The organism is Streptomyces lasalocidi (assembly GCF_005280215.1).
Classification (GTDB): Bacteria; Actinomycetota; Actinomycetes; order Streptomycetales; family Streptomycetaceae; genus Streptomyces; species Streptomyces longwoodensis.
Genome location: NZ_SZNQ01000001.1, coordinates 1,440,682 through 1,461,783, shown reverse-complemented (window position 1 = coordinate 1,461,783; position 21,102 = coordinate 1,440,682). Strand labels below are relative to the sequence as shown.

General features: G+C 71.9%; 20 protein-coding genes. 18 read left to right on the top strand and 2 right to left on the bottom strand.

The features are described 5' to 3' along the window. Positions 1–173 precede the first annotated feature (173 nt). The 15 genes from pgsA (at position 174) to E4U91_RS06355 (ending at position 15,730) form a co-directional block, all read left to right on the top strand. Positions 174–908, top strand: a complete 735-nt coding sequence (gene pgsA, locus E4U91_RS06430) for a phosphatidylinositol phosphate synthase (protein ID WP_137310694.1) — start codon at positions 174–176, stop codon at positions 906–908. After that, on the top strand, positions 905–1,822 hold the full coding sequence (locus E4U91_RS06425; protein ID WP_137305933.1) for a phosphatidylinositol mannoside acyltransferase: 918 nt from the start codon (positions 905–907) through the stop codon (positions 1,820–1,822). The genes pgsA and E4U91_RS06425 overlap by 4 nt, the downstream gene beginning before the upstream one ends. Next, positions 1,819–2,988, top strand: a complete 1,170-nt coding sequence (locus E4U91_RS06420; protein ID WP_137305932.1) for a glycosyltransferase family 4 protein — start codon at positions 1,819–1,821, stop codon at positions 2,986–2,988. The genes E4U91_RS06425 and E4U91_RS06420 overlap by 4 nt, the downstream gene beginning before the upstream one ends. Before the next feature lie 146 nt (positions 2,989–3,134). Beyond that, positions 3,135–3,677, top strand: a complete 543-nt coding sequence (locus E4U91_RS06415; protein ID WP_137305931.1) for a LemA family protein — start codon at positions 3,135–3,137, stop codon at positions 3,675–3,677. A 161-nt stretch (positions 3,678–3,838) separates the two neighbouring features. Then, positions 3,839–4,744 carry a pyridoxal 5'-phosphate synthase lyase subunit PdxS gene (gene pdxS, locus E4U91_RS06410; RefSeq protein ID WP_137310693.1) on the top strand — a complete coding sequence of 302 codons (906 nt, stop codon included), beginning with the start codon at positions 3,839–3,841 and terminating at the stop codon, positions 4,742–4,744. Between the two features lie 6 nt (positions 4,745–4,750). Then, positions 4,751–5,359, top strand: coding sequence for a pyridoxal 5'-phosphate synthase glutaminase subunit PdxT (gene pdxT, locus E4U91_RS06405; RefSeq protein ID WP_137305930.1), 609 nt, complete (start codon positions 4,751–4,753; stop codon positions 5,357–5,359). 48 nt (positions 5,360–5,407) lie between these two features. Next, entirely contained in the window at positions 5,408–6,160 is a 753-nt protein-coding gene (locus E4U91_RS06400; RefSeq protein ID WP_137305929.1) for a YebC/PmpR family DNA-binding transcriptional regulator, read from the top strand. Positions 6,161–6,303: 143 nt separating this feature from the next. Continuing rightward, positions 6,304–6,843, top strand: coding sequence for a crossover junction endodeoxyribonuclease RuvC (gene ruvC / locus E4U91_RS06395; RefSeq protein WP_137305928.1), 540 nt, complete (start codon positions 6,304–6,306; stop codon positions 6,841–6,843). Next, positions 6,840–7,445 carry a Holliday junction branch migration protein RuvA gene (ruvA, locus tag E4U91_RS06390; RefSeq protein WP_137305927.1) on the top strand — a complete coding sequence of 202 codons (606 nt, stop codon included), beginning with the start codon at positions 6,840–6,842 and terminating at the stop codon, positions 7,443–7,445. Before ruvC ends, ruvA begins: the two co-directional genes overlap by 4 nt. 149 nt (positions 7,446–7,594) lie before the next feature. Beyond that, positions 7,595–8,683: a Holliday junction branch migration DNA helicase RuvB gene (gene ruvB, locus E4U91_RS06385; RefSeq protein WP_137305926.1), complete on the top strand. Its 1,089-nt coding sequence runs from the start codon at positions 7,595–7,597 to the stop codon at positions 8,681–8,683. Positions 8,684–8,870: 187 nt separating this feature from the next. Continuing rightward, a complete protein-coding gene (gene yajC / locus E4U91_RS06380; RefSeq protein WP_137305925.1) occupies positions 8,871–9,368 on the top strand; it encodes a preprotein translocase subunit YajC in 498 nt (165 codons plus the stop codon). A 134-nt stretch (positions 9,369–9,502) separates the two neighbouring features. Continuing rightward, entirely contained in the window at positions 9,503–11,269 is a 1,767-nt protein-coding gene (secD, locus tag E4U91_RS06375; RefSeq protein WP_174867760.1) for a protein translocase subunit SecD, read from the top strand. A 3-nt stretch (positions 11,270–11,272) separates the two neighbouring features. After that, positions 11,273–12,394 (top strand): protein translocase subunit SecF, encoded by a 1,122-nt coding sequence (secF, locus tag E4U91_RS06370; RefSeq protein ID WP_137305924.1) that lies wholly within the window; start codon positions 11,273–11,275, stop codon positions 12,392–12,394. Further along, positions 12,391–12,930, top strand: a complete 540-nt coding sequence (locus E4U91_RS06365; RefSeq protein ID WP_137305923.1) for an adenine phosphoribosyltransferase — start codon at positions 12,391–12,393, stop codon at positions 12,928–12,930. The genes secF and E4U91_RS06365 overlap by 4 nt, the downstream gene beginning before the upstream one ends. Positions 12,931–13,117: 187 nt before the next feature. Next, positions 13,118–15,730: a RelA/SpoT family protein gene (locus tag E4U91_RS06355; protein ID WP_137305922.1), complete on the top strand. Its 2,613-nt coding sequence runs from the start codon at positions 13,118–13,120 to the stop codon at positions 15,728–15,730. Between the two features lie 85 nt (positions 15,731–15,815). On the opposite strand, the gene E4U91_RS06350 is transcribed toward E4U91_RS06355, so the two are convergent. Together E4U91_RS06350 and E4U91_RS06345 are read right to left on the bottom strand one after the other, a co-directional pair. Continuing rightward, entirely contained in the window at positions 15,816–17,045 is a 1,230-nt protein-coding gene (locus E4U91_RS06350) for a DUF349 domain-containing protein (RefSeq protein WP_137305921.1), read from the bottom strand. 144 nt (positions 17,046–17,189) lie between these two features. Then, positions 17,190–18,005: a peptidylprolyl isomerase gene (locus E4U91_RS06345; RefSeq protein WP_137305920.1), complete on the bottom strand. Its 816-nt coding sequence runs from the start codon at positions 18,003–18,005 to the stop codon at positions 17,190–17,192. Positions 18,006–18,134: 129 nt separating this feature from the next. On the opposite strand from E4U91_RS06345, the gene E4U91_RS06340 reads away from it, so the two are divergent. The 3 genes from E4U91_RS06340 to E4U91_RS06330 all read left to right on the top strand — a co-directional run bounded on the left by E4U91_RS06340 (position 18,135) and on the right by E4U91_RS06330 (position 21,061). Then, complete coding sequence (locus tag E4U91_RS06340) at positions 18,135–18,857, top strand: MBL fold metallo-hydrolase (protein WP_137305919.1); 723 nt, start codon at positions 18,135–18,137, stop codon at positions 18,855–18,857. A gap of 13 nt (positions 18,858–18,870) precedes the next feature. After that, positions 18,871–20,133, top strand: a complete 1,263-nt coding sequence (hisS, locus tag E4U91_RS06335; protein ID WP_137305918.1) for a histidine--tRNA ligase — start codon at positions 18,871–18,873, stop codon at positions 20,131–20,133. 268 nt (positions 20,134–20,401) lie between these two features. Next, positions 20,402–21,061, top strand: a complete 660-nt coding sequence (locus tag E4U91_RS06330) for a vitamin K epoxide reductase family protein (protein WP_137305917.1) — start codon at positions 20,402–20,404, stop codon at positions 21,059–21,061. Positions 21,062–21,102 lie beyond the last annotated feature (41 nt).

The following is a 21,102-nucleotide window of genomic DNA, read 5'->3' as shown; positions in this document are numbered from 1 at the left end:
CGACGCCCGCGGTCCTTCGAGCTTTCCACTCCCGTCACGGTGCGTCCATACGAGGGACCCGAACCCGTCACCCGGCGGCCCGCCGTCCGCGATCGGGCCGTGACCCGGATGCCGTCAGGACGTGACCCCGGCCGCGGGTGCCCGGCCGTCGGACCCCCGCGCGCGTGACTACGATGGGCCAGCCGGGGACCAGCAGGGGTCGCGGCGCCACACCGACCGTCGGGAAGGCCATGCTGAACAAGTACGCGCGTGCATTCTTCACGCGTGTCCTCACACCGTTCGCCGCGTTTCTCATCCGCCGGGGCGTCAGCCCCGACGCCGTCACGCTGATCGGCACCGCCGGCGTGATGGCGGGCGCGCTGGTCTTCTACCCCCGGGGCGAGTTCTTCTGGGGCACCGTCGTCATCACGCTCTTCGTCTTCTCCGACCTCGTCGACGGCAACATGGCCCGCCAGCTGGGCCGTTCCAGCCGCTGGGGCGCCTTCCTCGACTCCACGCTCGACCGGGTCGCCGACGGCGCCATCTTCGGCGGCTTCGCGCTCTGGTACGCCGGCAACGGCGACGACAACGTCCTGTGCGCCGTCTCGATCTTCTGCCTGGCCAGCGGCCAGGTGGTGTCGTACACCAAGGCGCGCGGCGAGTCGATCGGCCTGCCGGTCGCCGTCAACGGACTCGTCGAGCGCGCCGAGCGCCTGGTGATCTCCCTGGTCGCGGCCGGTTTCGCGGGCCTGCACAAGTTCGGCGTGCCCGGCATCCAGTACCTGCTGCCCGTCGCCCTGTGGATCGTCGCCGTCGGCAGCCTCGTCACGCTGGTCCAGCGGGTCGTCACGGTGCGCCGCGAGTCCGCCGAGGCGGAGGCCGCGGCCGCCGCGCAGCCGGGGTCCCAGGGGAGGGAGACCGCCCAGTGAGCGCCCAGGAGCGGCTGACCGACGCGCTGTACGGCCTCGGCTGGGGCACCGTGAAGAAGCTCCCCGAACCCGTCGCGGTGCGCCTGGGCCGCTCGGTCGCCGACCTCGCCTGGAAACGGCGCGGCAAGGGCGTGCAGCGGCTGGAGCGCAACTACGCGCGCGTGGTGCCGGACGCCTCGCCGGAGCGCCTGGCGGAGCTGTCCCGGGCGGGCATGCGGTCCTACCTGCGGTACTGGATGGAGTCCTTCCGGCTGCCCGCCTGGAGCGCCGAGCGCGTCCGCGACGGCTTCGAGCCCAGGGACCTGCACCACCTGACCGACGGCCTCGCCGCCGGCCGGGGCGTCGTCCTCGCCCTGCCGCACCTGGCCAACTGGGACCTGGCCGGCGCCTGGGTCACCACCGCGCTCGGCACGCCGTTCACGACGGTCGCCGAGCGGCTGAAGCCGGAGACGCTCTACGACCGGTTCGTCGCCTACCGCGAGGGCCTCGGCATGGAGGTCCTCCCGCACAGCGGCGGCGCCGCCTTCGGCACCCTCGCCCGCCGGCTGCGCGACGGGGGCCTGGTCTGCCTGGTCGCCGACCGCGACCTGTCCGCCTCCGGCGTCGAGGTCACCTTCTTCGGCGAGACCGCGCGGATGCCCGCCGGGCCCGCCCTGCTCGCCCAGCAGACGGGCGCGCTGCTGCTGCCCGTGACCCTCTGGTACGACGACTCGCCCGTGATGCAGGGCCGGGTCCACCCCCCGATCGAGGTGCCCGCGTCAGGCAACCGGGCCGAGAAGGCGTCCGTCATGACACAGGCGCTGGCCGACGCCTTCGCCACGGGGATCGCCGAGCACCCGGAGGACTGGCACATGCTGCAGCGCTTGTGGGTCGCGGACCTGGAGCCGCGTCCGTCCGAGGGGGAGCCCGCGTGAGGATCGGGATCGTCTGCCCGTACTCCTGGGACGTGCCGGGCGGCGTCCAGTTCCACATCCGCGACCTCGCCGAGTACTTCCTCCGGCTCGGCCACGAGGTGTCCGTCCTCGCCCCCGCCGACGACGACACCCCGCTCCCGCCGTACGTCGTCTCCGCGGGCCGCGCGGTCCCGGTGCCGTACAACGGCTCGGTGGCCCGGCTGAACTTCGGGTTCCTGTCCGCCGCGCGCGTGCGGCGCTGGCTGCACGACGGCGCGTTCGACGTGGTCCACATCCACGAACCGACCTCGCCGTCCCTCGGCCTGCTGACCTGCTGGGCCGCGCAGGGCCCGATCGTCGCCACGTTCCACACGTCCAACCCGCGCTCCAAGGCGATGATCGCCGCCTACGCCATCCTCCAGGCGGCCCTGGAGAAGATCAGCGCCCGGATCGCGGTCAGCGAGTACGCCCGGCGCACGCTGGTGGAACACCTCGGCGGGGACGCCGTCGTCATCCCCAACGGCGTCGACGTCGACTTCTTCGCCGATGCCGACCCGAACCCCGCCTGGCAGGGCGACACCATCGGCTTCATCGGCCGCATCGACGAGCCCCGCAAGGGCCTCCCGGTGCTGATGCGGGCCCTGCCGCAGATCCTCGCCGCCCGCCCCCGGACCCGGCTGCTGATCGCCGGGCGCGGCGACGAGGAGGAGGCGGTCGCCTCCCTGCCGGCCGAGCTGCGCCCGCGGGTGGAGTTCCTGGGCATGGTCAGCGACGAGGACAAGGCGCGCCTGCTGCGCAGCGTCGACCTGTACGTGGCGCCCAACACCGGAGGCGAGAGCTTCGGCATCATCCTGGTCGAGGCGATGTCCGCGGGCGCCCCCGTGCTCGCGTCCGACCTCGACGCCTTCGCCCAGGTCCTCGACCAGGGGGCGGCGGGCGAGCTGTTCACCAACGAGGACGCCGACGCCCTCGCCGAGGCGGCCGTACGGCTCCTCGGCGACCCCTCCCGCCGCGCCGGGCTGAGCGCCCGCGGCAGCGCGCACGTGCGCCGCTTCGACTGGTCCACGGTGGGCGCGGACATCCTCTCGGTGTACGAGACGGTCACGACGGGCGCGGCAGCGGTGGCCGCCACGGACGACCCCCGGCCCCCGGGCCTGCGCTCCCGCTTGGGCCTGGCCCGCGACTGAGCGGACCGTGCCCCGGCCCGTGACGGAGCGGGCCGTGCCCCGGCCCGTGACGGAGCGGGCCACCGCCCGGCCGTGATCGAGGAGGCCGCCGCCACCCTGCGGCCCGCGCCGCGCCTCCCGTCGCCGGCCGCGTACTCTTTCCGCCCGTGACCGCAACCCTCATCTGGATCCTCGTCGCCCTGCTGGCGATCGGCCTCTACCTGAGCTGGACGGCGGGGCGGCTGGACCGGCTGCACGCGCGGATCGACGCGGCGCGGGCGGCGCTGGACGCGCAGTTGCTGCGCCGCGCCTCGGTGGCGCAGGAGGTGGCGACGTCGGGCATCCTCGACCCGGCCGCCTCCATCGTGCTGTACGAGGCCGCGCACGCCGCCCGGCAGGCCGAGGAGGAGCAGCGGGAGGTCGCCGAGAGCGAGCTGAGCCAGGCGCTGCGCGCGGTGTTCGCCGACCCCCGGCAGGTCGAGGTGGTCCGGGAGGCACCGGGCGGCGACGAGGCCGCACGCGAGCTCACCGAGGCGGCCCGGCGCGTGCCGATGGCCCGCCGCTTCCACAACGACGCCGTCGGCGCGGCCCGCCGCCTGCGCGAGCACCGCAAGGTCCGCTGGTTCCGGCTCGCGGGCCACGCGCCGTTCCCCTTGGCCTTCGAGATGGACGACGAGCCGCCCGCCGCCCTGGCCGACCGGGCCGCCTGACCCTCCCCGGGCAGGGGCCCGCACGGCGTCCGCACGGCGTCCGCGGCGCAAAAGGATCCACCGGCTCGGCATTGGCCCTTGCTGTGGACTGGTCCACTCGCGTTTCCTCGGTGCTTGCAGAAACCCCTTCGCCCCAGTGAGGTCACCCCGTGTCCAGCCCCGTGTCCACCACCGAGAACCAGGCTCCCGAGACCGGCACCGCCCGCGTGAAGCGCGGCATGGCCGAGCAGCTCAAGGGCGGCGTCATCATGGACGTCGTCACCCCGGAGCAGGCGAAGATCGCCGAGGACGCGGGCGCCGTCGCCGTCATGGCCCTCGAGCGGGTCCCGGCCGACATCCGCAAGGACGGCGGCGTGGCCCGCATGTCCGACCCGGACATGATCGAGGGCATCATCGAGGCCGTCTCGATCCCGGTCATGGCCAAGTCCCGCATCGGCCACTTCGTCGAGGCCCAGGTCCTGCAGTCCCTCGGCGTCGACTACATCGACGAGTCCGAGGTCCTCACCCCGGCCGACGAGGTCAACCACTCCGACAAGTGGTCCTTCACCACCCCCTTCGTCTGCGGTGCCACCAACCTCGGCGAGGCCCTGCGCCGCATCTCCGAGGGCGCCGCGATGATCCGCTCCAAGGGCGAGGCCGGCACCGGCAACGTCGTCGAGGCGGTCCGCCACCTGCGCCAGATCAAGGGCGACATCGCCCGGCTGCGCGGCCTGGACAACCACGAGCTGTACGCCGCCGCCAAGGAGCTGCGCGCCCCGTACGAGCTGGTCAAGGAGGTCGCCGAGCTGGGCAAGCTCCCGGTGGTCCTCTTCTCCGCCGGTGGCGTCGCCACCCCGGCCGACGCGGCCCTGATGCGCCAGCTCGGCGCCGAGGGCGTGTTCGTCGGCTCCGGCATCTTCAAGTCCGGCGACCCGGCCAAGCGCGCCGCCGCCATCGTGAAGGCCACCACCTTCTACGACGACCCGAAGATCATCGCGGACGCGTCCCGCAACCTCGGCGAGGCCATGGTCGGCATCAACTGCGACGTGCTGCCCGAGTCCGAGCGCTACGCCAACCGCGGCTGGTAACCACCCATGACCGACGCACCTGTCATAGGCGTCCTGGCGCTCCAGGGCGACGTACGGGAGCACCTCATCGCCCTGGCCGCGGCCGACGCCGTGGCCAGGCCGGTGCGGCGCCCGGAGGAACTCGCCGAGGTCGACGGCCTCGTCCTGCCCGGCGGCGAGTCCACCACCATCTCCAAGCTGGCCCTCCTCTTCGGGGTGATGGAGCCGCTGCGCGCACGCGTGCGGGACGGCATGCCGGTCTACGGCACCTGCGCCGGCCTGATCCTGCTCGCCGACAAGATCCTCGACCCGCGCTCGGGCCAGGAGACCGTCGGCGGCATCGACATGATCGTGCGCCGCAACGCCTTCGGCCGGCAGAACGAGTCCTTCGAGGCCGCGGTCGACGTCCGTGGCGTCCCCGGCGACCCCGTGGAGGGCGTCTTCATCCGCGCCCCCTGGGTGGAGTCCGTCGGCGCGGCGGCCGAGGTGCTCGCCGAGCACGAGGGCCACATCGTCGCCGTCCGCCAGGGCAACGCGCTCGCCACGTCGTTCCACCCGGAACTGACCGGCGACCACCGGGTGCACGCCCTGTTCGTCGACATGGTGCGCGCCAACCGGACAGCCGAGTCCTTGTAGGATTCCTGCGTTCGTTGCTGAGATAGGTTACGCGAAGGAGACAGGCAGATGTCCGGCCACTCTAAATGGGCTACGACGAAGCACAAGAAGGCCGTGATCGATGCCAAGCGCGGCAAGCTCTTCGCGAAGCTGATCAAGAACATCGAGGTCGCGGCGCGGATGGGCGGCGCGGACATCGAGGGCAACCCGACGCTGTACGACGCCATCCAGAAGGCGAAGAAGTCGTCGGTCCCGAACAAGAACATCGACTCCGCGGTCAAGCGCGGCGCGGGCCTGGAGGCCGGCGGCGCCGACTACGAGACGATCATGTACGAGGGCTACGGGCCGAACGGCGTCGCGGTGCTCATCGAGTGCCTCACCGACAACCGCAACCGCGCCGCCTCCGAGGTCCGCGTCGCCATGACCCGCAACGGCGGCTCCATGGCCGACCCGGGCTCGGTGTCGTACCTGTTCAACCGCAAGGGCGTCGTGATCGTCCCCAAGGGCGAGCTGACCGAGGACGACGTGCTCGGCGCCGTCCTGGACGCCGGTGCCGAGGAGGTCAACGACCTCGGCGAGACCTTCGAGGTCATCAGCGAGGCCACCGACCTGGTCGCGGTCCGCACCGCCCTCCAGGACGCCGGCATCGACTACGACTCCGCCGACGCCAACTTCGTCCCGACCATGCAGGTCGAACTGGACGAGGACGGCGCCCGCAAGATCTTCAAGCTGATCGACGCGCTGGAGGACAGCGACGACGTGCAGAACGTCTTCGCCAACTTCGACGTCAGCGACGAGGTCATGGAGAAGGTCGACGCGTAGCCGCCCGCGCGGGGCGCAGGGTTCAACGGGCCGACGGGACACACCCGTCGGCCCGTCCCTTTGCGCGGCGTTGTCGGTGGCACCCGATAGCCTGCACAAACAGGCGAACGAGTCGCCGGTCGGGCCGTCGGAGGGAGGGGCGCGTGCGCGTACTGGGGGTGGACCCCGGGCTGACCCGCTGCGGTGTCGGCGTCGTCGAGGGGGTCGCGGGACGGCCGCTCACCATGGTCGGCGTGGGGGTCGTGCGCACTCCCGCGGACGCCGAGCTCAGCCACCGCCTGCTCGCCGTCGAGCGCGGCATCGAGGAGTGGCTGGACGAGCACCGGCCGGAGTTCGTGGCCGTGGAGCGCGTCTTCAGCCAGCACAACGTCCGCACCGTCATGGGCACCGCCCAGGCCAGCGCCGTCGCCATGCTGTGCGCCGCCCGGCGCGGCATCCCCGTCGCCCTGCACACCCCGAGCGAGGTCAAGGCCGCCGTCACCGGCAGCGGCCGCGCGGACAAGGCCCAGGTCGGCGCCATGGTCACCCGGCTGCTGCGGCTCGCCGCGCCGCCGAAGCCCGCCGACGCCGCCGACGCCCTCGCCCTCGCCATCTGCCACATCTGGCGCGCCCCCGCGCAGAACCGGCTGCAGCAGGCCGTCGCCCTGCAGACCGCCAGAACACCGAAAGGCCGCCTCGCATGATCGCCTTCGTCAGCGGCACGGTCGCCGCCCTCGCCCCCGACGCCGCGGTCGTCGAGGTCGGCGGCGTCGGCATGGCCGTCCAGTGCACGCCGAACACGCTCTCCACGCTGCGGCTCGGCCGGCCCGCCAAGCTGCACACCTCCCTGGTGGTCCGCGAGGACTCGCTGACCCTGTACGGCTTCGCCGACGACGACGAGCGGCAGGTCTTCGAGCTGCTGCAGACCGCGAGCGGCGTCGGCCCCCGCCTCGCCCAGGCCATGCTCGCCGTGCACACCCCGGACGCGCTGCGCCGTGCGGTCGCCACCGGGGACGAGAAGGCGCTCACGGCCGTGCCCGGCATCGGCAAGAAGGGCGCCCAGAAGCTGCTGCTCGAACTCAAGGACCGCCTCGGCGAGCCGCTCGGCGCCCCCGCCGTGGGCGCGCCCGTCAGCAGCGGCTGGCGCGACCAGCTGCACGCCGCGCTGATCGGCCTGGGCTACGCGACCCGCGAGGCCGACGAGGCCGTGGCCGCCGTGACCCCCCAGGCCGAGGCCGCCGAGGGCACGCCGCAGGTCGGCGCCCTGCTCAAGGCCGCCCTCCAGACACTGAACAGGGCCCGCTGAGACACCGGCCGAACGCCGACGCCGAACACCGACAGCACCGCTCGCAGAGACACCGACAGCACCAGCACGCCGAACATCGGCAGCACCGCCCGCAGCACCGCCCCTGGAACACGGCCCGCCCGCCGACCCGACCTCCGTAAGGCACACACATGAACTGGGACGACCCGACCGACCCGACCGACACCCCCGCCGCTCCCGCAGCGGAGCGCCTGGTGGACTCGGTCGCCGACCGGGAGGACCAGGCCGTCGAGGCCGCCCTGCGCCCCAAGGACCTGGGCGAGTTCATCGGCCAGGAGAAGGTCCGCGAACAGCTCGACCTGGTGCTGCGCGCCGCACGCGCGCGGGGCGCCACCGCCGACCACGTGCTGCTCTCCGGCGCCCCCGGCCTCGGCAAGACCACCCTGTCGATGATCATCGCGGCCGAGATGGGCGCCCCCATCCGCATCACCTCCGGACCCGCCATCCAGCACGCCGGCGACCTCGCGGCGATCCTGTCCTCCCTCCAGGAGGGCGAGGTCCTCTTCCTCGACGAGATCCACCGCATGTCCCGGCCCGCCGAGGAGATGCTCTACATGGCGATGGAGGACTTCCGCGTCGACGTCATCGTCGGCAAGGGCCCCGGCGCCACCGCCATCCCCCTCGAACTGCCGCCGTTCACCCTGGTCGGCGCCACCACCCGCGCGGGCCTCCTGCCGCCCCCGCTGCGCGACCGCTTCGGCTTCACCGCGCACATGGAGTTCTACGAGCCCGCCGAGCTGCAGCGCGTCATCCACCGATCGGCGCACCTGCTCGACGTCGAGATCGACCCGGCCGGCGCCGCCGAGATCGCCGGACGTTCGCGCGGCACGCCCCGCATCGCCAACCGCCTGCTGCGTCGCGTCCGCGACTACGCGCAGGTCAAGGCGGACGGCGTCATCACCCGCGACATCGCCTCGGCGGCCCTCGCCGTGTACGAGGTCGACGGGCGCGGCCTGGACCGGCTGGACCGCGCCGTCCTGGAGGCCCTGCTGAAGCTGTTCGGCGGCGGCCCGGTCGGCCTGTCGACGCTGGCCGTGGCGGTGGGGGAGGAGCGCGAGACCGTCGAGGAGGTCGCCGAGCCCTTCCTCGTACGGGAGGGACTGCTCGCCCGCACCCCGCGCGGCCGGGTCGCCACCCCGGCCGCCTGGAACCACCTGGGCCTGACCCCGCCCCGCTCGCAGGGCGGCGGAAACGGACAACAGGACCTGTTCGGGGCGTGAGGGGCCCGGGCCCGCGCCCACCGCGGCCCGGACATTCGCGGGGTGAGGAACCCAGGTGCCATGCTGAGCGTTGTTCCTTGCGCGCGGACTCGCTTAGACTCCGCCGATGCCGCCCTCGCGGGCAGCGCGCAAACCCCCAACCATCAGGCCGCTCACCATCGCGGTCGTGTGAAGGAAGTTCCGACCCGTGAGTCTCGTGACCCTCCTCCCGTTCATCGTGCTCATCGGGGCCATGTTCCTGATGACGCGGTCGGCCAAGAAGAAGCAGCAGCAGGCCGCTGCCATGCGGAACGACATGCAGCCCGGCAGCGGCATCCGCACCATCGGGGGCATGTACGCCACGGTCAAGGAGGTCAACGACGACACGGTCCTCGTCGACGCGGGCCCGGGCGTGGAACTGCTCTTCGCGAAGAACGCCATCGGTGCCGTCCTGACCGACGACGAGTACAACCGCATCGTCCACGGCATCGAGCACGACCTGAAGTCCGACGCCGCGGTCGTCCCGGACGACGCCTCCTCCCTCACCGAGACCCCCGACACCGACGGGTCGGCCGACGAAGCTGCCGCCGCCCCCGCCGACAAGTCCGTCGACCTCGGCAAGAAGGACGAGACCGAGGAGCCGGCCGCCGGGGCCGACCCGGCCGTGGAGCCGAAGAAGGCCGACGGCGACTCCGGCGCGAAGTGACCGTGTCCCCGGGCCGCGCGGGCCGCTCCCGCGCGCTCCGGGGTGCCCGCACCTCGCAGCGGATCGACGACACCATGTCATGGCCGTCCCCGCGCTGACCCGGCGCGGAGCGGCCCGAGAGGGAGTACGAGAAGGTGGCAGCACCCAAAAAGGGCAGGAGCGCGAGTGCCCAGAGCAAGCCGGGGCGCTCGCTGGCCCTGATCCTGATCGCCATCGTGGGGCTCACCGGGGGCATGTTCGCCTCCGGGCACACCACCCCGCGCCTCGGCATCGACCTGGCCGGCGGCACGAGCATCACGCTCGAAGCCAAGTCCGGCCAGGAATCCGCGATCAACAAGGCCAACATGGACACCGCGGTCGACATCATGAACCGCCGTGTCAACGGTCTGGGCGTCTCCGAGGCGGAGGTGCAGACCCAGGGTGCCCGCAACATCATCGTGAACATCCCCAAGGGGACGAACTCCGAGGAAGCGCGCGCCCAGGTCGGCACCACCGCCAAGCTCTACTTCCGCCCGGTGCTCGCCACCGAGGCCACCGGCCCGGCCGGCAACGCCTCTCCGAGCGCGTCCCCCAGCGGCTCCGGCAGCCCGTCGCCGAGCGCCTCCGCCACCGGTGAGAAGGCCTCGTCCTCCTCCTCGGAATCCCCGGCGTCCTCGGTATCCTCGAGCCCGTCCGCCTCCGCGACCTCCCAGGGCCGCGCGGTCAGCGACGCGCTGAAGGCCGACTCCTCGCCGTCCGCCAGCCCCTCGGCGAGCAGCAGCGCCGGCGCCTCGACGCCGGACACCACCAAGCTCCAGGCGCAGTACGCCGCCCTGGACTGCTCCAAGAAGTCCGCCCGCACCACCGCCGGCGAGCGCGCCAAGCCCGCCGACCCCACCGTCGGCTGCGGCAAGATGAACGGCGTCTGGTACAAGTACCTGCTCGGCCCCGCCGCCGTCGACGGCACCGAGGTGAAGAAGGCCCAGGCGGTCTACGACACCCAGAACGCCGCCGGCTGGCAGGTCACCATGGACTTCACCGGCAAGGGTGCCAAGAAGTTCGCGGACATCACCGGCAAGCTCGCCCAGAACCAGCAGCCGCAGAACGAGTTCGGCATCGTCCTGGACGGCGAGGTCGTCTCCAGCCCGTACGTCAGCCAGGCCATCACCGGCGGCCAGGCCCAGATCTCCGGCAGCTTCACCCAGGAGGAGGCCCAGAGCCTCGCCAACATGCTGTCCTACGGTGCTCTCCCGCTCTCCTTCAAGGAGCAGAGCGTGACCACCGTGACCGCCGCCCTCGGCGGTGAGCAGCTGCACGCGGGTCTGCTGGCCGGTGCCATCGGCCTCGCGCTGGTGATCATCTACCTGGTGGCCTACTACCGCGGCCTGTCGCTCATCGCGATCGCCTCGCTGCTCGTCTCCGCCGCGCTCACCTACGTGATCATGTCGCTGCTCGGCCCGACCATCGGCTTCGCGCTGAACCTGCCGGCCGTCTGCGGCGCCATCGTCGCCATCGGCATCACGGCGGACTCGTTCATCGTGTTCTTCGAACGCATCCGGGACGAGATCCGCGAGGGCCGCACCCTGCGCCCCTCCGTCGAGCGGGCCTGGCCGCGCGCCCGGCGCACCATCCTGGTCTCCGACTTCGTGTCGTTCCTGGCCGCCGCGGTCCTGTTCATCGTCACCGTCGGCAAGGTCCAGGGCTTCGCGTTCACGCTGGGCCTGACGACCGTCCTCGACGTGGTCGTGGTGTTCTTCTTCACCAAGCCGCTGATGACGCTCGCCGCCCGCCGCCCGTTCTTCGCGAACGGCCACAAGTGGTCCGGCCTCGACCCGAAGAGCCTGGGGGCCAAGCCGCCGCTGCGCCGCACCCGCCGTCCCGCCGGTCCCGTCTCCGGCCCTGTCGACCCCAAGGAAGCGTGAGCGATGTCGAAACTCGGCAACCTCGGCGCCCGACTGCACCGTGGCGAGATCAGCTACGACTTCATCGGTCACCGCAAGATCTGGTACGGCATCTCGATCCTGATCACCATCACGGCCATCCTCGGCCTGGCGGTGCGCGGTCTGAACATGGGCATCGACTTCCAGGGCGGCGCCGTCTTCACCACCCCGAAGACGTCGGTCTCGGTCAGCCAGGCCGAGGAGTACGCCAAGGACGCCTCCGGCCACGACGCGGTCGTGCAGAAGCTCGGCAACGGCGCGCTGCGCATCCAGATCGCCGGCATGGACACCCAGCAGTCCGACCAGATCAAGACCGAGCTGGCCCAGGACTTCAAGGTCGACAAGGAGAAGATCGCCGCCGACCTGGTCGGCCCGAGCTGGGGCGACCAGATCGCCAACAAGGCCTGGCAGGGCCTGGCGATCTTCATGGTCCTGGTCGTGATCTACCTGGCGATCGCCTTCGAGTGGCGCATGGCCATCGCCGCGCTCGTCGCCCTGATCCACGACATCACCATCACCACCGGCATCTACGCCCTCGTCGGCTTCGAGGTCACGCCCGGCACGGTGATCGGTCTGCTGACCATCCTCGGTTACTCGCTGTACGACACGGTCGTGGTGTTCGACTCCCTCAAGGAGCAGACGAAGGACATCACCAAGCAGACCAGGGTCACCTACAGCGAGATCGCCAACCGCTCGATCAACGGCACCCTGGTCCGCTCCATCAACACCACCGTGGTCGCGCTGCTGCCGGTCGCGGGCCTGCTGTTCATCGGCGGCGGCTTCCTCGGCGCGGGCACGCTCAACGACATCTCGCTGTCGCTGTTCGTCGGCCTCGCCGCCGGTGCCTACTCGTCGATCTTCATCGCCACGCCGCTCGTCGCCGACCTCAAGGAGCGCGAGCCGCAGATCAGGGCGCTGCGCAAGCGGGTGCTGGCCAAGCGGGCCCAGGCCGCCTCCGCGGAGGACCTGGTGGAGGCCCGTACGGGCGCCGCCGGTGAGCCCGCCGGTGAGCCCGAGGACGCCACGCCCGCCGTGGTCGGACCGCGCCACCAGCCCGCGTCCCGCGGCCGCGGCCGCGGTGGCCGGCCGTCCGGGAAGCGCCGATGACCGACATCCAGGAGCTGCTGCTCAGCCGGATCCGGGACGTGGCGGACCACCCCGAGCCGGGCGTGGTGTTCAAGGACATCACCCCGCTGCTCGCGGACCCGGCGGCGTTCACCGCGCTCACCGACGCGTTCGCGGAGATCGCCACGCGTACCGGCGCCACCAAGGTCGTCGGCCTGGAGGCCCGGGGCTTCATCCTCGGTGCACCCGTGGCCCTGCGCGCCGGCCTGGGCTTCATCCCGGTGCGCAAGGCGGGCAAGCTCCCGGGCGCCACCCTCAGCCAGGCGTACGACCTGGAGTACGGCTCGGCCGAGATCGAGGTGCACGCCGAGGACCTGGCCGCCGGTGACCGCGTCCTGATCGTCGACGACGTGCTGGCCACCGGCGGCACCGCCGAGGCGTCGATCCAGCTGATCCAGCGCGCGGGCGCCCGGGTCGTCGGCGTCGCCGTGCTGATGGAGCTCGGCTTCCTGCACGGCCGCCCCCGCCTGGAGGCGGCGCTGGACGGCGCACCCCTGGAATCCCTGCTCACCGTGTGACAGGGTGGCCGCAGGCCGAAAGCCGCTGTACCGCGCTGGGGCGGGCCCGGAGGAATCCGGTGCCCGCCCTTCGCGTTTCCCGGGTACACGGCCCTCACAGGCCTGAAGGCGATCCCGCGGTCCGGGATCGCTACGATGGGTGCTCCGGAGCCTGACCGGGGACCCGGATCGCGCACGAGGAGTCCTCTTGCCAGACGAGGCCCAGCACCTGACCGCCGCCAAGCCCGAGGACGCCTCGGCGCCCACGGCGAAGCCCGCGGCGCACGCGCAGGACGACACCCGCGGGCCGGTCGAGCACGACCGCTCCGCGCCGGCCGACCGCGCGGCCGAGGCCCCGCGCCCCAAGCCGTCCCCCGACGCCGGACCCGAGGGCCCTGGCTCCGCCGCGTCCGGACGCCCCTCCCCGGCCGGGACGGACCCCGAGCAGGAGCAGTCGGCCGCGCCCCAGCCGTCCTCCGCGCCCGCGGCCCGGCCGCCCGCCGGCCAGGGCGCCCGCTCCGGCTCCTCCAACCGGGTCCGCGCCCGCCTCGCCCGCCTCGGCGTCCAGCGCGCGAACCCGTACAACCCGGTCCTGGAGCCCCTGCTGCGGATAGTGCGCAGCAACGACCCCAAGATCGAGACGTCCACGCTCCGCCAGATCGAGCGCGCCTACCAGGTCGCCGAGCGCTGGCACCGCGGCCAGAAGCGCAAGAGCGGCGACCCGTACATCACCCACCCCCTCGCGGTGACGACCATCCTCGCCGAGCTGGGCATGGACCCGGCGACCCTGATGGCGGGCCTGCTGCACGACACCGTCGAGGACACCGAGTACGGCCTGGAGGACCTGCGCCGCGACTTCGGCGACGTGGTCGCGCTGCTCGTCGACGGCGTCACCAAGCTGGACAAGGTCAAGTTCGGCGAGGCCGCGCAGGCCGAGACCGTGCGCAAGATGGTCGTCGCCATGGCCAAGGACCCGCGCGTCCTGGTCATCAAGCTCGCCGACCGCCTGCACAACATGCGCACCATGCGCTACCTCAAGCGCGAGAAGCAGGAGAAGAAGGCGCGCGAGACCCTGGAGATCTACGCGCCGCTCGCCCACCGCCTGGGCATGAACACCATCAAGTGGGAACTGGAGGACCTCGCCTTCGCGATCCTCTATCCCAAGATGTACGACGAGATCGTCCGGCTGGTGGCCGAGAGGGCGCCGAAGCGTGACGAGTACCTGGCCATAGTGACCGACGAGGTCCAGGCCGACCTGCGCGCCGCCCGCATCAAGGCGACCGTCACCGGACGCCCCAAGCACTACTACAGCGTCTACCAGAAGATGATCGTCCGCGGCCGTGACTTCGCGGAGATCTACGACCTGGTCGGCATCCGTGTCCTGGTCGACACCGTCCGGGACTGCTACGCCGCCCTCGGCACCGTGCACGCGCGATGGAACCCGGTCCCCGGCCGGTTCAAGGACTACATCGCGATGCCCAAGTTCAACATGTACCAGTCGCTGCACACGACGGTCATCGGGCCCAACGGCAAGCCGGTCGAGCTGCAGATCCGCACCTTCGACATGCACCGCCGCGCCGAGTACGGCATCGCCGCGCACTGGAAGTACAAGCAGGAGGCCGTGGCCGGCGCCTCCAAGGTGCGCACCGACGTACCCAAGGCCGGCAAGAAGGACGACCATCTCAACGACATGGCGTGGCTGCGCCAGCTGCTCGACTGGCAGAAGGAGACGGAGGACCCCAGCGAGTTCCTGGAGTCCCTGCGCTTCGACCTGTCCCGCAACGAGGTCTTCGTCTTCACCCCCAAGGGCGACGTCATCGCGCTCCCGGCCGGGGCGACCCCGGTCGACTTCGCCTACGCGGTCCACACCGAGGTCGGCCACCGGACCATAGGGGCACGCGTCAACGGCCGGCTGGTCCCGCTGGAGTCCACCCTGGACAACGGCGACCTGGTGGAGGTCTTCACCTCCAAGGCGGCCGGCGCAGGCCCCTCCCGCGACTGGCTGGGCTTCGTCAAGTCACCGCGCGCCCGCAACAAGATCCGCGCCTGGTTCTCCAAGGAGCGGCGCGACGAGGCGATCGAGCACGGCAAGGACGCCATCGCCCGAGCCATGCGCAAGCAGAACCTGCCGATCCAGCGCATCCTGACCGGCGACTCCCTGGTCACCCTGGCGCACGAGATGCGCTACCCGGACATCTCCTCGCTGTACGCGGCGATCGGCGAGGGCCACGTGGCCGCGCAGAACGTCGTGCAGAAGCTGGTGCAGGCCCTCGGCGGCGAGGAGGCGGCCACCGAGGAGATGGACGAGGCGGTCCCGCCGTCGCGCACCCGCGGCCGCAAGCGGCGCAGCAGCAACGACCCCGGGGTGGTCGTCAAGGGCGTGGACGACGTGTGGGTCAAGCTGGCCCGCTGCTGCACGCCCGTGCCCGGCGACCCGATCATCGGCTTCGTCACCCGGGGGAGCGGCGTCTCGGTCCACCGCAGCGACTGCGTCAACATCGAGTCGCTCTCCCGGGAGCCCGAGCGCATCCTCGAGGTCGAGTGGGCGCCGACGCAGTCCTCGGTGTTCCTGGTCGCCATCCAGGTCGAGGCGCTGGACCGCTCCCGGCTGCTGTCGGACGTCACCCGCGTGCTGTCCGACCAGCACGTCAACATCCTCTCGGCGGCCGTGCAGACCTCCCGGGACCGGGTGGCCACGTCCCGCTTCACCTTCGAGATGGGCGACCCCAAGCACCTCGGCCACGTCCTGAAGGCCGTCCGCGGCGTGGAGGGCGTGTACGACGTCTACCGGGTCACCTCGGCCCGCCGGCCCTCCGACTGACCGGACCGGCCGGCGCTGTCCGGACACGCGAGGGGCCCCCGTACACCGTGTACGGGGGCCCCTCGCGTGCCGCGCGTGGGCGGGATCAGCCGCCGAACTCGTGCAGGCCCTTGAGCGCCTGGTCCAGCAGGGCCCGGCGGCCCTCCAGCTCACGCTCCAGCTTCTCGGCCCTGGACGTGTTGCCCTGGGCCCGCGCCTGCTCGATCTGGCCCTCGAGCTTGTCCACCGCGGCCTGCAGCTGACCCGTCAGACCCGCGGCACGCGCGCGTGCCTCCGGGTTGGTGCGGCGCCACTCGGCCTCCTCGGCCTCCTGCAGCGCGCGCTCCACGGTGTGCATCCGGCCCTCGACCCGCGGCCGGGCGTCCCGCGGGACGTGACCGATGGCCTCCCACCGCTCGTTGATCGAGCGGAACGCGGCCCGGGCGGCCTTGAGGTCCTCGATGGGGAGCAGCTTCTCGGCCTCCTCGGCCAGCTCCTCCTTCAGCTTCAGGTTCTCCGCCTGCTCGGCGTCGCGCTCGGCGAACACCGAGCTGCGCGCGGCGAAGAAGACGTCCTGGGCACCGCGGAAGCGGTTCCACAGGTCGTCCTCGTGCTCGCGCTGGGCGCGGCCGGCGGCCTTCCACTCGGCCATCAGCTCCCGGTAGCGGGCCGCCGTGGGACCCCAGTCCGTGGAGCCCGACAGCGCCTCGGCCTCGGCGACCAGCCGCTCCTTGACCCGGCGGGCGTCCTCGCGCTGCGCGTCCAGCTGCGCGAAGTGCGCCTTGCGGCGCTTGGAGAACGCCGAGCGCGCGTGCGAGAAGCGGTGCCACAGCTCGTCGTCGGACTTGCGGTCCAGCCGCGGCAGGCCCTTCCAGGTGTCCACCAGGGCCCGCAGCCGCTCACCGGCCGCCCGCCACTGGTCCGACTGGGCCAGCTGCTCCGCCTCGACGACCAGGTCCTCCTTGGCCCGGCGGGCCTCGTCGGACTGCTTGGCCCGCTGCGCCTTGCGCTCCTCGCGGCGCGCCTCGACGGTCTCGACCAGCTTGTCCAGACGCGACCGCAGCGCCTCCAGGTCGCCGACCGCGTGGTGCGCGTCCACCTGCTCGCGGATGTGGCCGATGGCGACCTGGGCGTCCTTGGCGGACAGGTCGGTGGTCCGCACCCGCTTCTCGAGGAGGCCGATCTCGACCACCAGGCCCTCGTACTTGCGCTCGAAATAGGCCAGCGCCTCCTCGGGGGAGCCCGCCTGCCAGGAGCCGACCACCTGCTCGCCGTCGGCCGTACGCACGTACACGGTCCCCGTCTCGTCGACGCGGCCCCACGGGTCGCTGCTCACAGCGCCTCCTCCACATGATGCCTGCGGGGGGTTTCACGGCCCCCGGGCATCGTCCACAGTTTCGTCACGGCCAATCTAGGCGACCGGCAGGGCGCCTGTCCGCATCCCGCACGACCGAAATTGCGCTGCTGGCCGCCCTGGTCGTCAGGATTTCCCGACGGTCGCCTTGTCGATGACCACGGTCGCGTTCGGCGCGCCGTCACCGCCGCCGGTGTTCTCGCCCGCCGCGGCGATCTTCTTGAGGACCTTCATGCCGGCGGCCGAGACCGTACCGAAGGGCGTGTAGCTCGGCGGGAGCTGACTCGCCTGGTAGACCAGGAAGAACTGGCTGCCGCCGGTGTGCGCCTGACCGGTGTTGGCCATCGCGATCGTGCCCGCCGGGTAGGTGTTGTTCTTCAGGCTCGGGTCCTTGAGGTTCTCGTCCGGGAGGGTGTAGCCCGGACCGCCCGAACCGCTGCCCGTGGGGTCGCCGCACTGGAGCACGTAGATGCCGTTGGTCGTCAGGCGGTGGCACTTCGTGTGGTCGAAGTAGCCCTTGCCCGCGAGGAAGGCGAAGGAGTTCACGGTGTGCGGGGCCGCCGACGCCTTCAGCGCCACGTCGATCGCGCCGCAGGTGGTGTCCAGCGTCATCGTGTACTTCGCCGACTTGTCGATCGACATCGCCGGCTCCTTCTTCCAGGTCTGCGTCGCGACCTTGCCGGCGGCCGGCTTCTCGCACGGGTCCTTCGCCGCGCTGGGCGACGGGGCCGTCGACGCGCTCGCGCTCGCCTTGTCGTCCGAGTCGTCCTTCATGACGCCGGTCGTGTACAGCGCCAGGCTGCCCACCAGGACCACGCCGAGCACCGACGCGATCACCGAGGTGCGGACCTTCGCCTTCCGCCGTGCCTCGGTCCGCCGCTGCTGCTGCCGCAAGAACTTCTCCCGGGCGAGCTGTCGCCGCCGCTGTTCCTGGGTGACCACGGGGTTGTCTCCTCATGCGTCCGTCTGTGTGTGCCCCGTACCGTATATGGGTTCGCTGAGGATTCGGCAGCGCCGGTAGGCTCGGGCGCAAGCCGTAGCCACCCGTATCGACACAAACGAAGGACGAACGTGCTCATTGCCGGGTTCCCCGCCGGTGCCTGGGGGACGAACTGCTACCTCGTCGCCCCCGCCCCCGGTGAGGAGTGCGTGATCATCGACCCGGGCCACGAAGCGGCCCCCGGAGTCGAGGAAGCACTCCAGAAGCATCGGCTCAAGCCCGTCGCCGTCGTCCTCACCCACGGCCACCTCGACCACGTGGCCTCGGTCGTCCCCGTGTGCGGCGCGCACGACGTGCCGGCCTGGATCCACCCCGAGGACCGGTACATGATGAGCGACCCCGAGAAGGCGCTCGGCCGGTCGATCGGCCTGCCGCTGCTCGGCGACCTGACGGTGGGCGAGCCGGACGACGTCCGGGAGCTGACCGACGGCGCGCGGCTGGAACTGGCCGGCCTGGAGCTGACCGTCGCGCACGCCCCGGGCCATACCAAGGGGTCGGTGACCTTCGGGCTCCCCGAGAACGCGGACGTCCCCCCGGTGTTCTTCTCGGGCGACCTGCTCTTCGCCGGCTCCATCGGACGCACCGACCTGCCGGGCGGATCCATGGCGGACATGCTCGAGTCGCTGGCCCGCGTGTGCCTGCCGCTCGACGACTCCACCGTGGTGCTGTCCGGCCACGGCCCCCAGACGACCATCGGCCGGGAGCGCACCGCCAACCCGTACCTGCGCCAGGTGGCCGACGGCCGCCAGGACCCCGGCGCGGACACCGGCACCGCTCCCCGACGAGGAATGTGAACGAGAGACTCCCGTGAGCACCTTCCAGGCCCCCAAGGGCACCTACGACCTGATCCCGCCGGACTCCGCGACCTACCTCGCGGTCCGCGAGGCCATCGCCGCCCCGCTGCGCACCTCCGGCTACGGCTACGTCGAGACACCCGGCTTCGAGAACGTCGAGCTGTTCGCCCGCGGTGTCGGCGAGTCCACCGACATCGTGACCAAGGAGATGTACGCCTTCGAGACCAAGGGCGGCGACCGGCTCGCCCTGCGCCCCGAGGGCACCGCCTCCGTGCTGCGCGCCGCCCTGGAGGCCAACCTGCACAAGCAGGGCAACCTCCCGGTCAAGCTCTGGTACTCCGGCTCGTACTACCGCTACGAGAAGCCGCAGAAGGGCCGCTACCGCCACTTCTCCCAGGTCGGCGCCGAGGCCATCGGGGCCGAGGACCCGGCCCTGGACGCCGAGCTGATCATCCTGGCCGACCAGGCCTACCGCTCGCTGGGCCTGCGCTCCTTCCGCATCCTGCTGAACTCGCTCGGCGACAAGGAGTGCCGCCCGGTCTACCGCGAGGCGCTCCAGGCGTTCCTGCGCGGACTGGACCTCGACGAGGACACCCTGCGCCGGGCCGACATCAACCCGCTGCGCGTGCTCGACGACAAGCGGGCCGACGTGCAGAAGCAGCTCACCGGCGCCCCGCTGCTGCGCGACTACCTGTGCGACGCCTGCAAGGCGTACCACGAGGAGGTCCGCGAGCTGATCACCGCCGCGGGCGTCGCCTTCGAGGACGACCCGAGGCTGGTGCGCGGCCTGGACTACTACACGCGCACCACGTTCGAGTTCGTCCACGACGGTCTGGGCGCGCAGTCCGCGGTGGGCGGCGGCGGCCGCTACGACGGCCTGTCCGAGATGATCGGCGGTCCCGCGCTGCCGTCCGTGGGCTGGGCCCTCGGCGTCGACCGCACGGTCCTCGCCCTGGAGGCCGAGGGCGTGCGGCTGGACCTGCCGTCCGCCACCTCGGTCTACGCGGTCCCGCTCGGCGAGGAGGCCCGCCGGGTGCTGTTCGCCAAGGTCACCGAGCTGCGCAAGCTGGGCGTCGCCGCCGACTTCTCCTACGGGAGCAAGGGGCTCAAGGGCGCGATGAAGAACGCCAACCGCAGCGGTGCGCGCTTCACCCTCGTGGCGGGGGAGCGCGACCTCGCCGAGGGCGTCGTCCAGCTGAAGGACATGGAGTCCGGCGAGCAGGTGGCCATCGGCGTGGGCGAGATCGTGGCGGAGCTGGAGTCCCGGCTGGGCTGACCGGCCCGAGGGGGCCGCACAGCGCCGCCCCGAACGTCATCTCCGGGGCCCCGGGACGTCAACCCGGCGGCCCCGGATTCGTCCCCCGGGACGGTTTTCGACGCGGGGGCACGCGGCTCACGGGTGCCCCGCACCACGGCCGGAACCGAACGGTCCGGCCCGTGCGCGCGTATCTCCTTATGCGCAACGAACGGTGACCAGCGGGCCGCGTGCGGCACAATGGCCCTGCCCGAAGCAGGTCCACCTCTCACGTGACGGAACCGGCGGAATGAGCAAGACGACAGTGAAGGACGTCTCCACCGACCCCGAGCCGCAGCACGCCGGGGTCGCCGGACCGCGCGCCCTGGGCGGCAGCCGTGCGTTCGCCATCCTGCTGCTGGTCACCGGCGCGGCCGGGCTGCTCGCCGCGTGGGTCATCACGATCGACAAGTTCAAGCTCCTCGAGGCCAAGGTCGCCGGCACGAGCTTCACCCCCGGCTGCAGCCTGAACCCCGTGGTCTCCTGCGGCAGCGTCATGGAGTCCAAGCAGGCCGCCGCCTTCGGGTTCCCCAACCCGATGCTCGGCCTGGTCACCTACGGCATCGTCCTCTGCGTCGGCATGAGCCTGCTGGCCGGCGCCCGCTTCCCGCGCTGGTACTGGCTGACCTTCAACTTCGGCACGCTCTTCGGGGTGGGCTTCATCACCTGGCTGCAGTTCCAGTCGCTGTACCGGATCAACGCCCTGTGCCTGTGGTGCTGCCTGGCCTGGGTCGCCACGATCATCATGTTCTGGTACGTCACCTCGTTCACCGTGCGCAACGGCCTGCTGCCCGGCCCGCGCTGGCTGAAGGGCTTCTTCAGCGAGTTCACCTGGGTCGTGCCCGTGCTGCACATCGGCATCATCGGCATGCTGATCCTGACCCGCTGGTGGGACTTCTGGACCAGCTGACAGCCCCGAGGGGATTGTCAGTGCGGTGTTCTAGGGTTTCA

Excerpts from the sequence above, each read along its gene's own strand:
- pgsA (WP_137310694.1), top strand. The coding sequence starts at position 174 with ATGGGCCAGCCGGGGACCAGCAGGGGTCGCGGCGCCACACCGACCGTC.
- pdxT (WP_137305930.1), top strand. The coding sequence starts at position 4,751 with ATGACCGACGCACCTGTCATAGGCGTCCTGGCGCTCCAGGGCGACGTA.
- E4U91_RS06400 (WP_137305929.1), top strand. The coding sequence starts at position 5,408 with ATGTCCGGCCACTCTAAATGGGCTACGACGAAGCACAAGAAGGCCGTG.
- ruvA (WP_137305927.1), top strand. The coding sequence starts at position 6,840 with ATGATCGCCTTCGTCAGCGGCACGGTCGCCGCCCTCGCCCCCGACGCC.
- ruvB (WP_137305926.1), top strand. The coding sequence starts at position 7,595 with ATGAACTGGGACGACCCGACCGACCCGACCGACACCCCCGCCGCTCCC.
- secF (WP_137305924.1), top strand. The coding sequence starts at position 11,273 with ATGTCGAAACTCGGCAACCTCGGCGCCCGACTGCACCGTGGCGAGATC.
- E4U91_RS06365 (WP_137305923.1), top strand. The coding sequence starts at position 12,391 with ATGACCGACATCCAGGAGCTGCTGCTCAGCCGGATCCGGGACGTGGCG.
- E4U91_RS06330 (WP_137305917.1), top strand. The coding sequence starts at position 20,402 with ATGAGCAAGACGACAGTGAAGGACGTCTCCACCGACCCCGAGCCGCAG.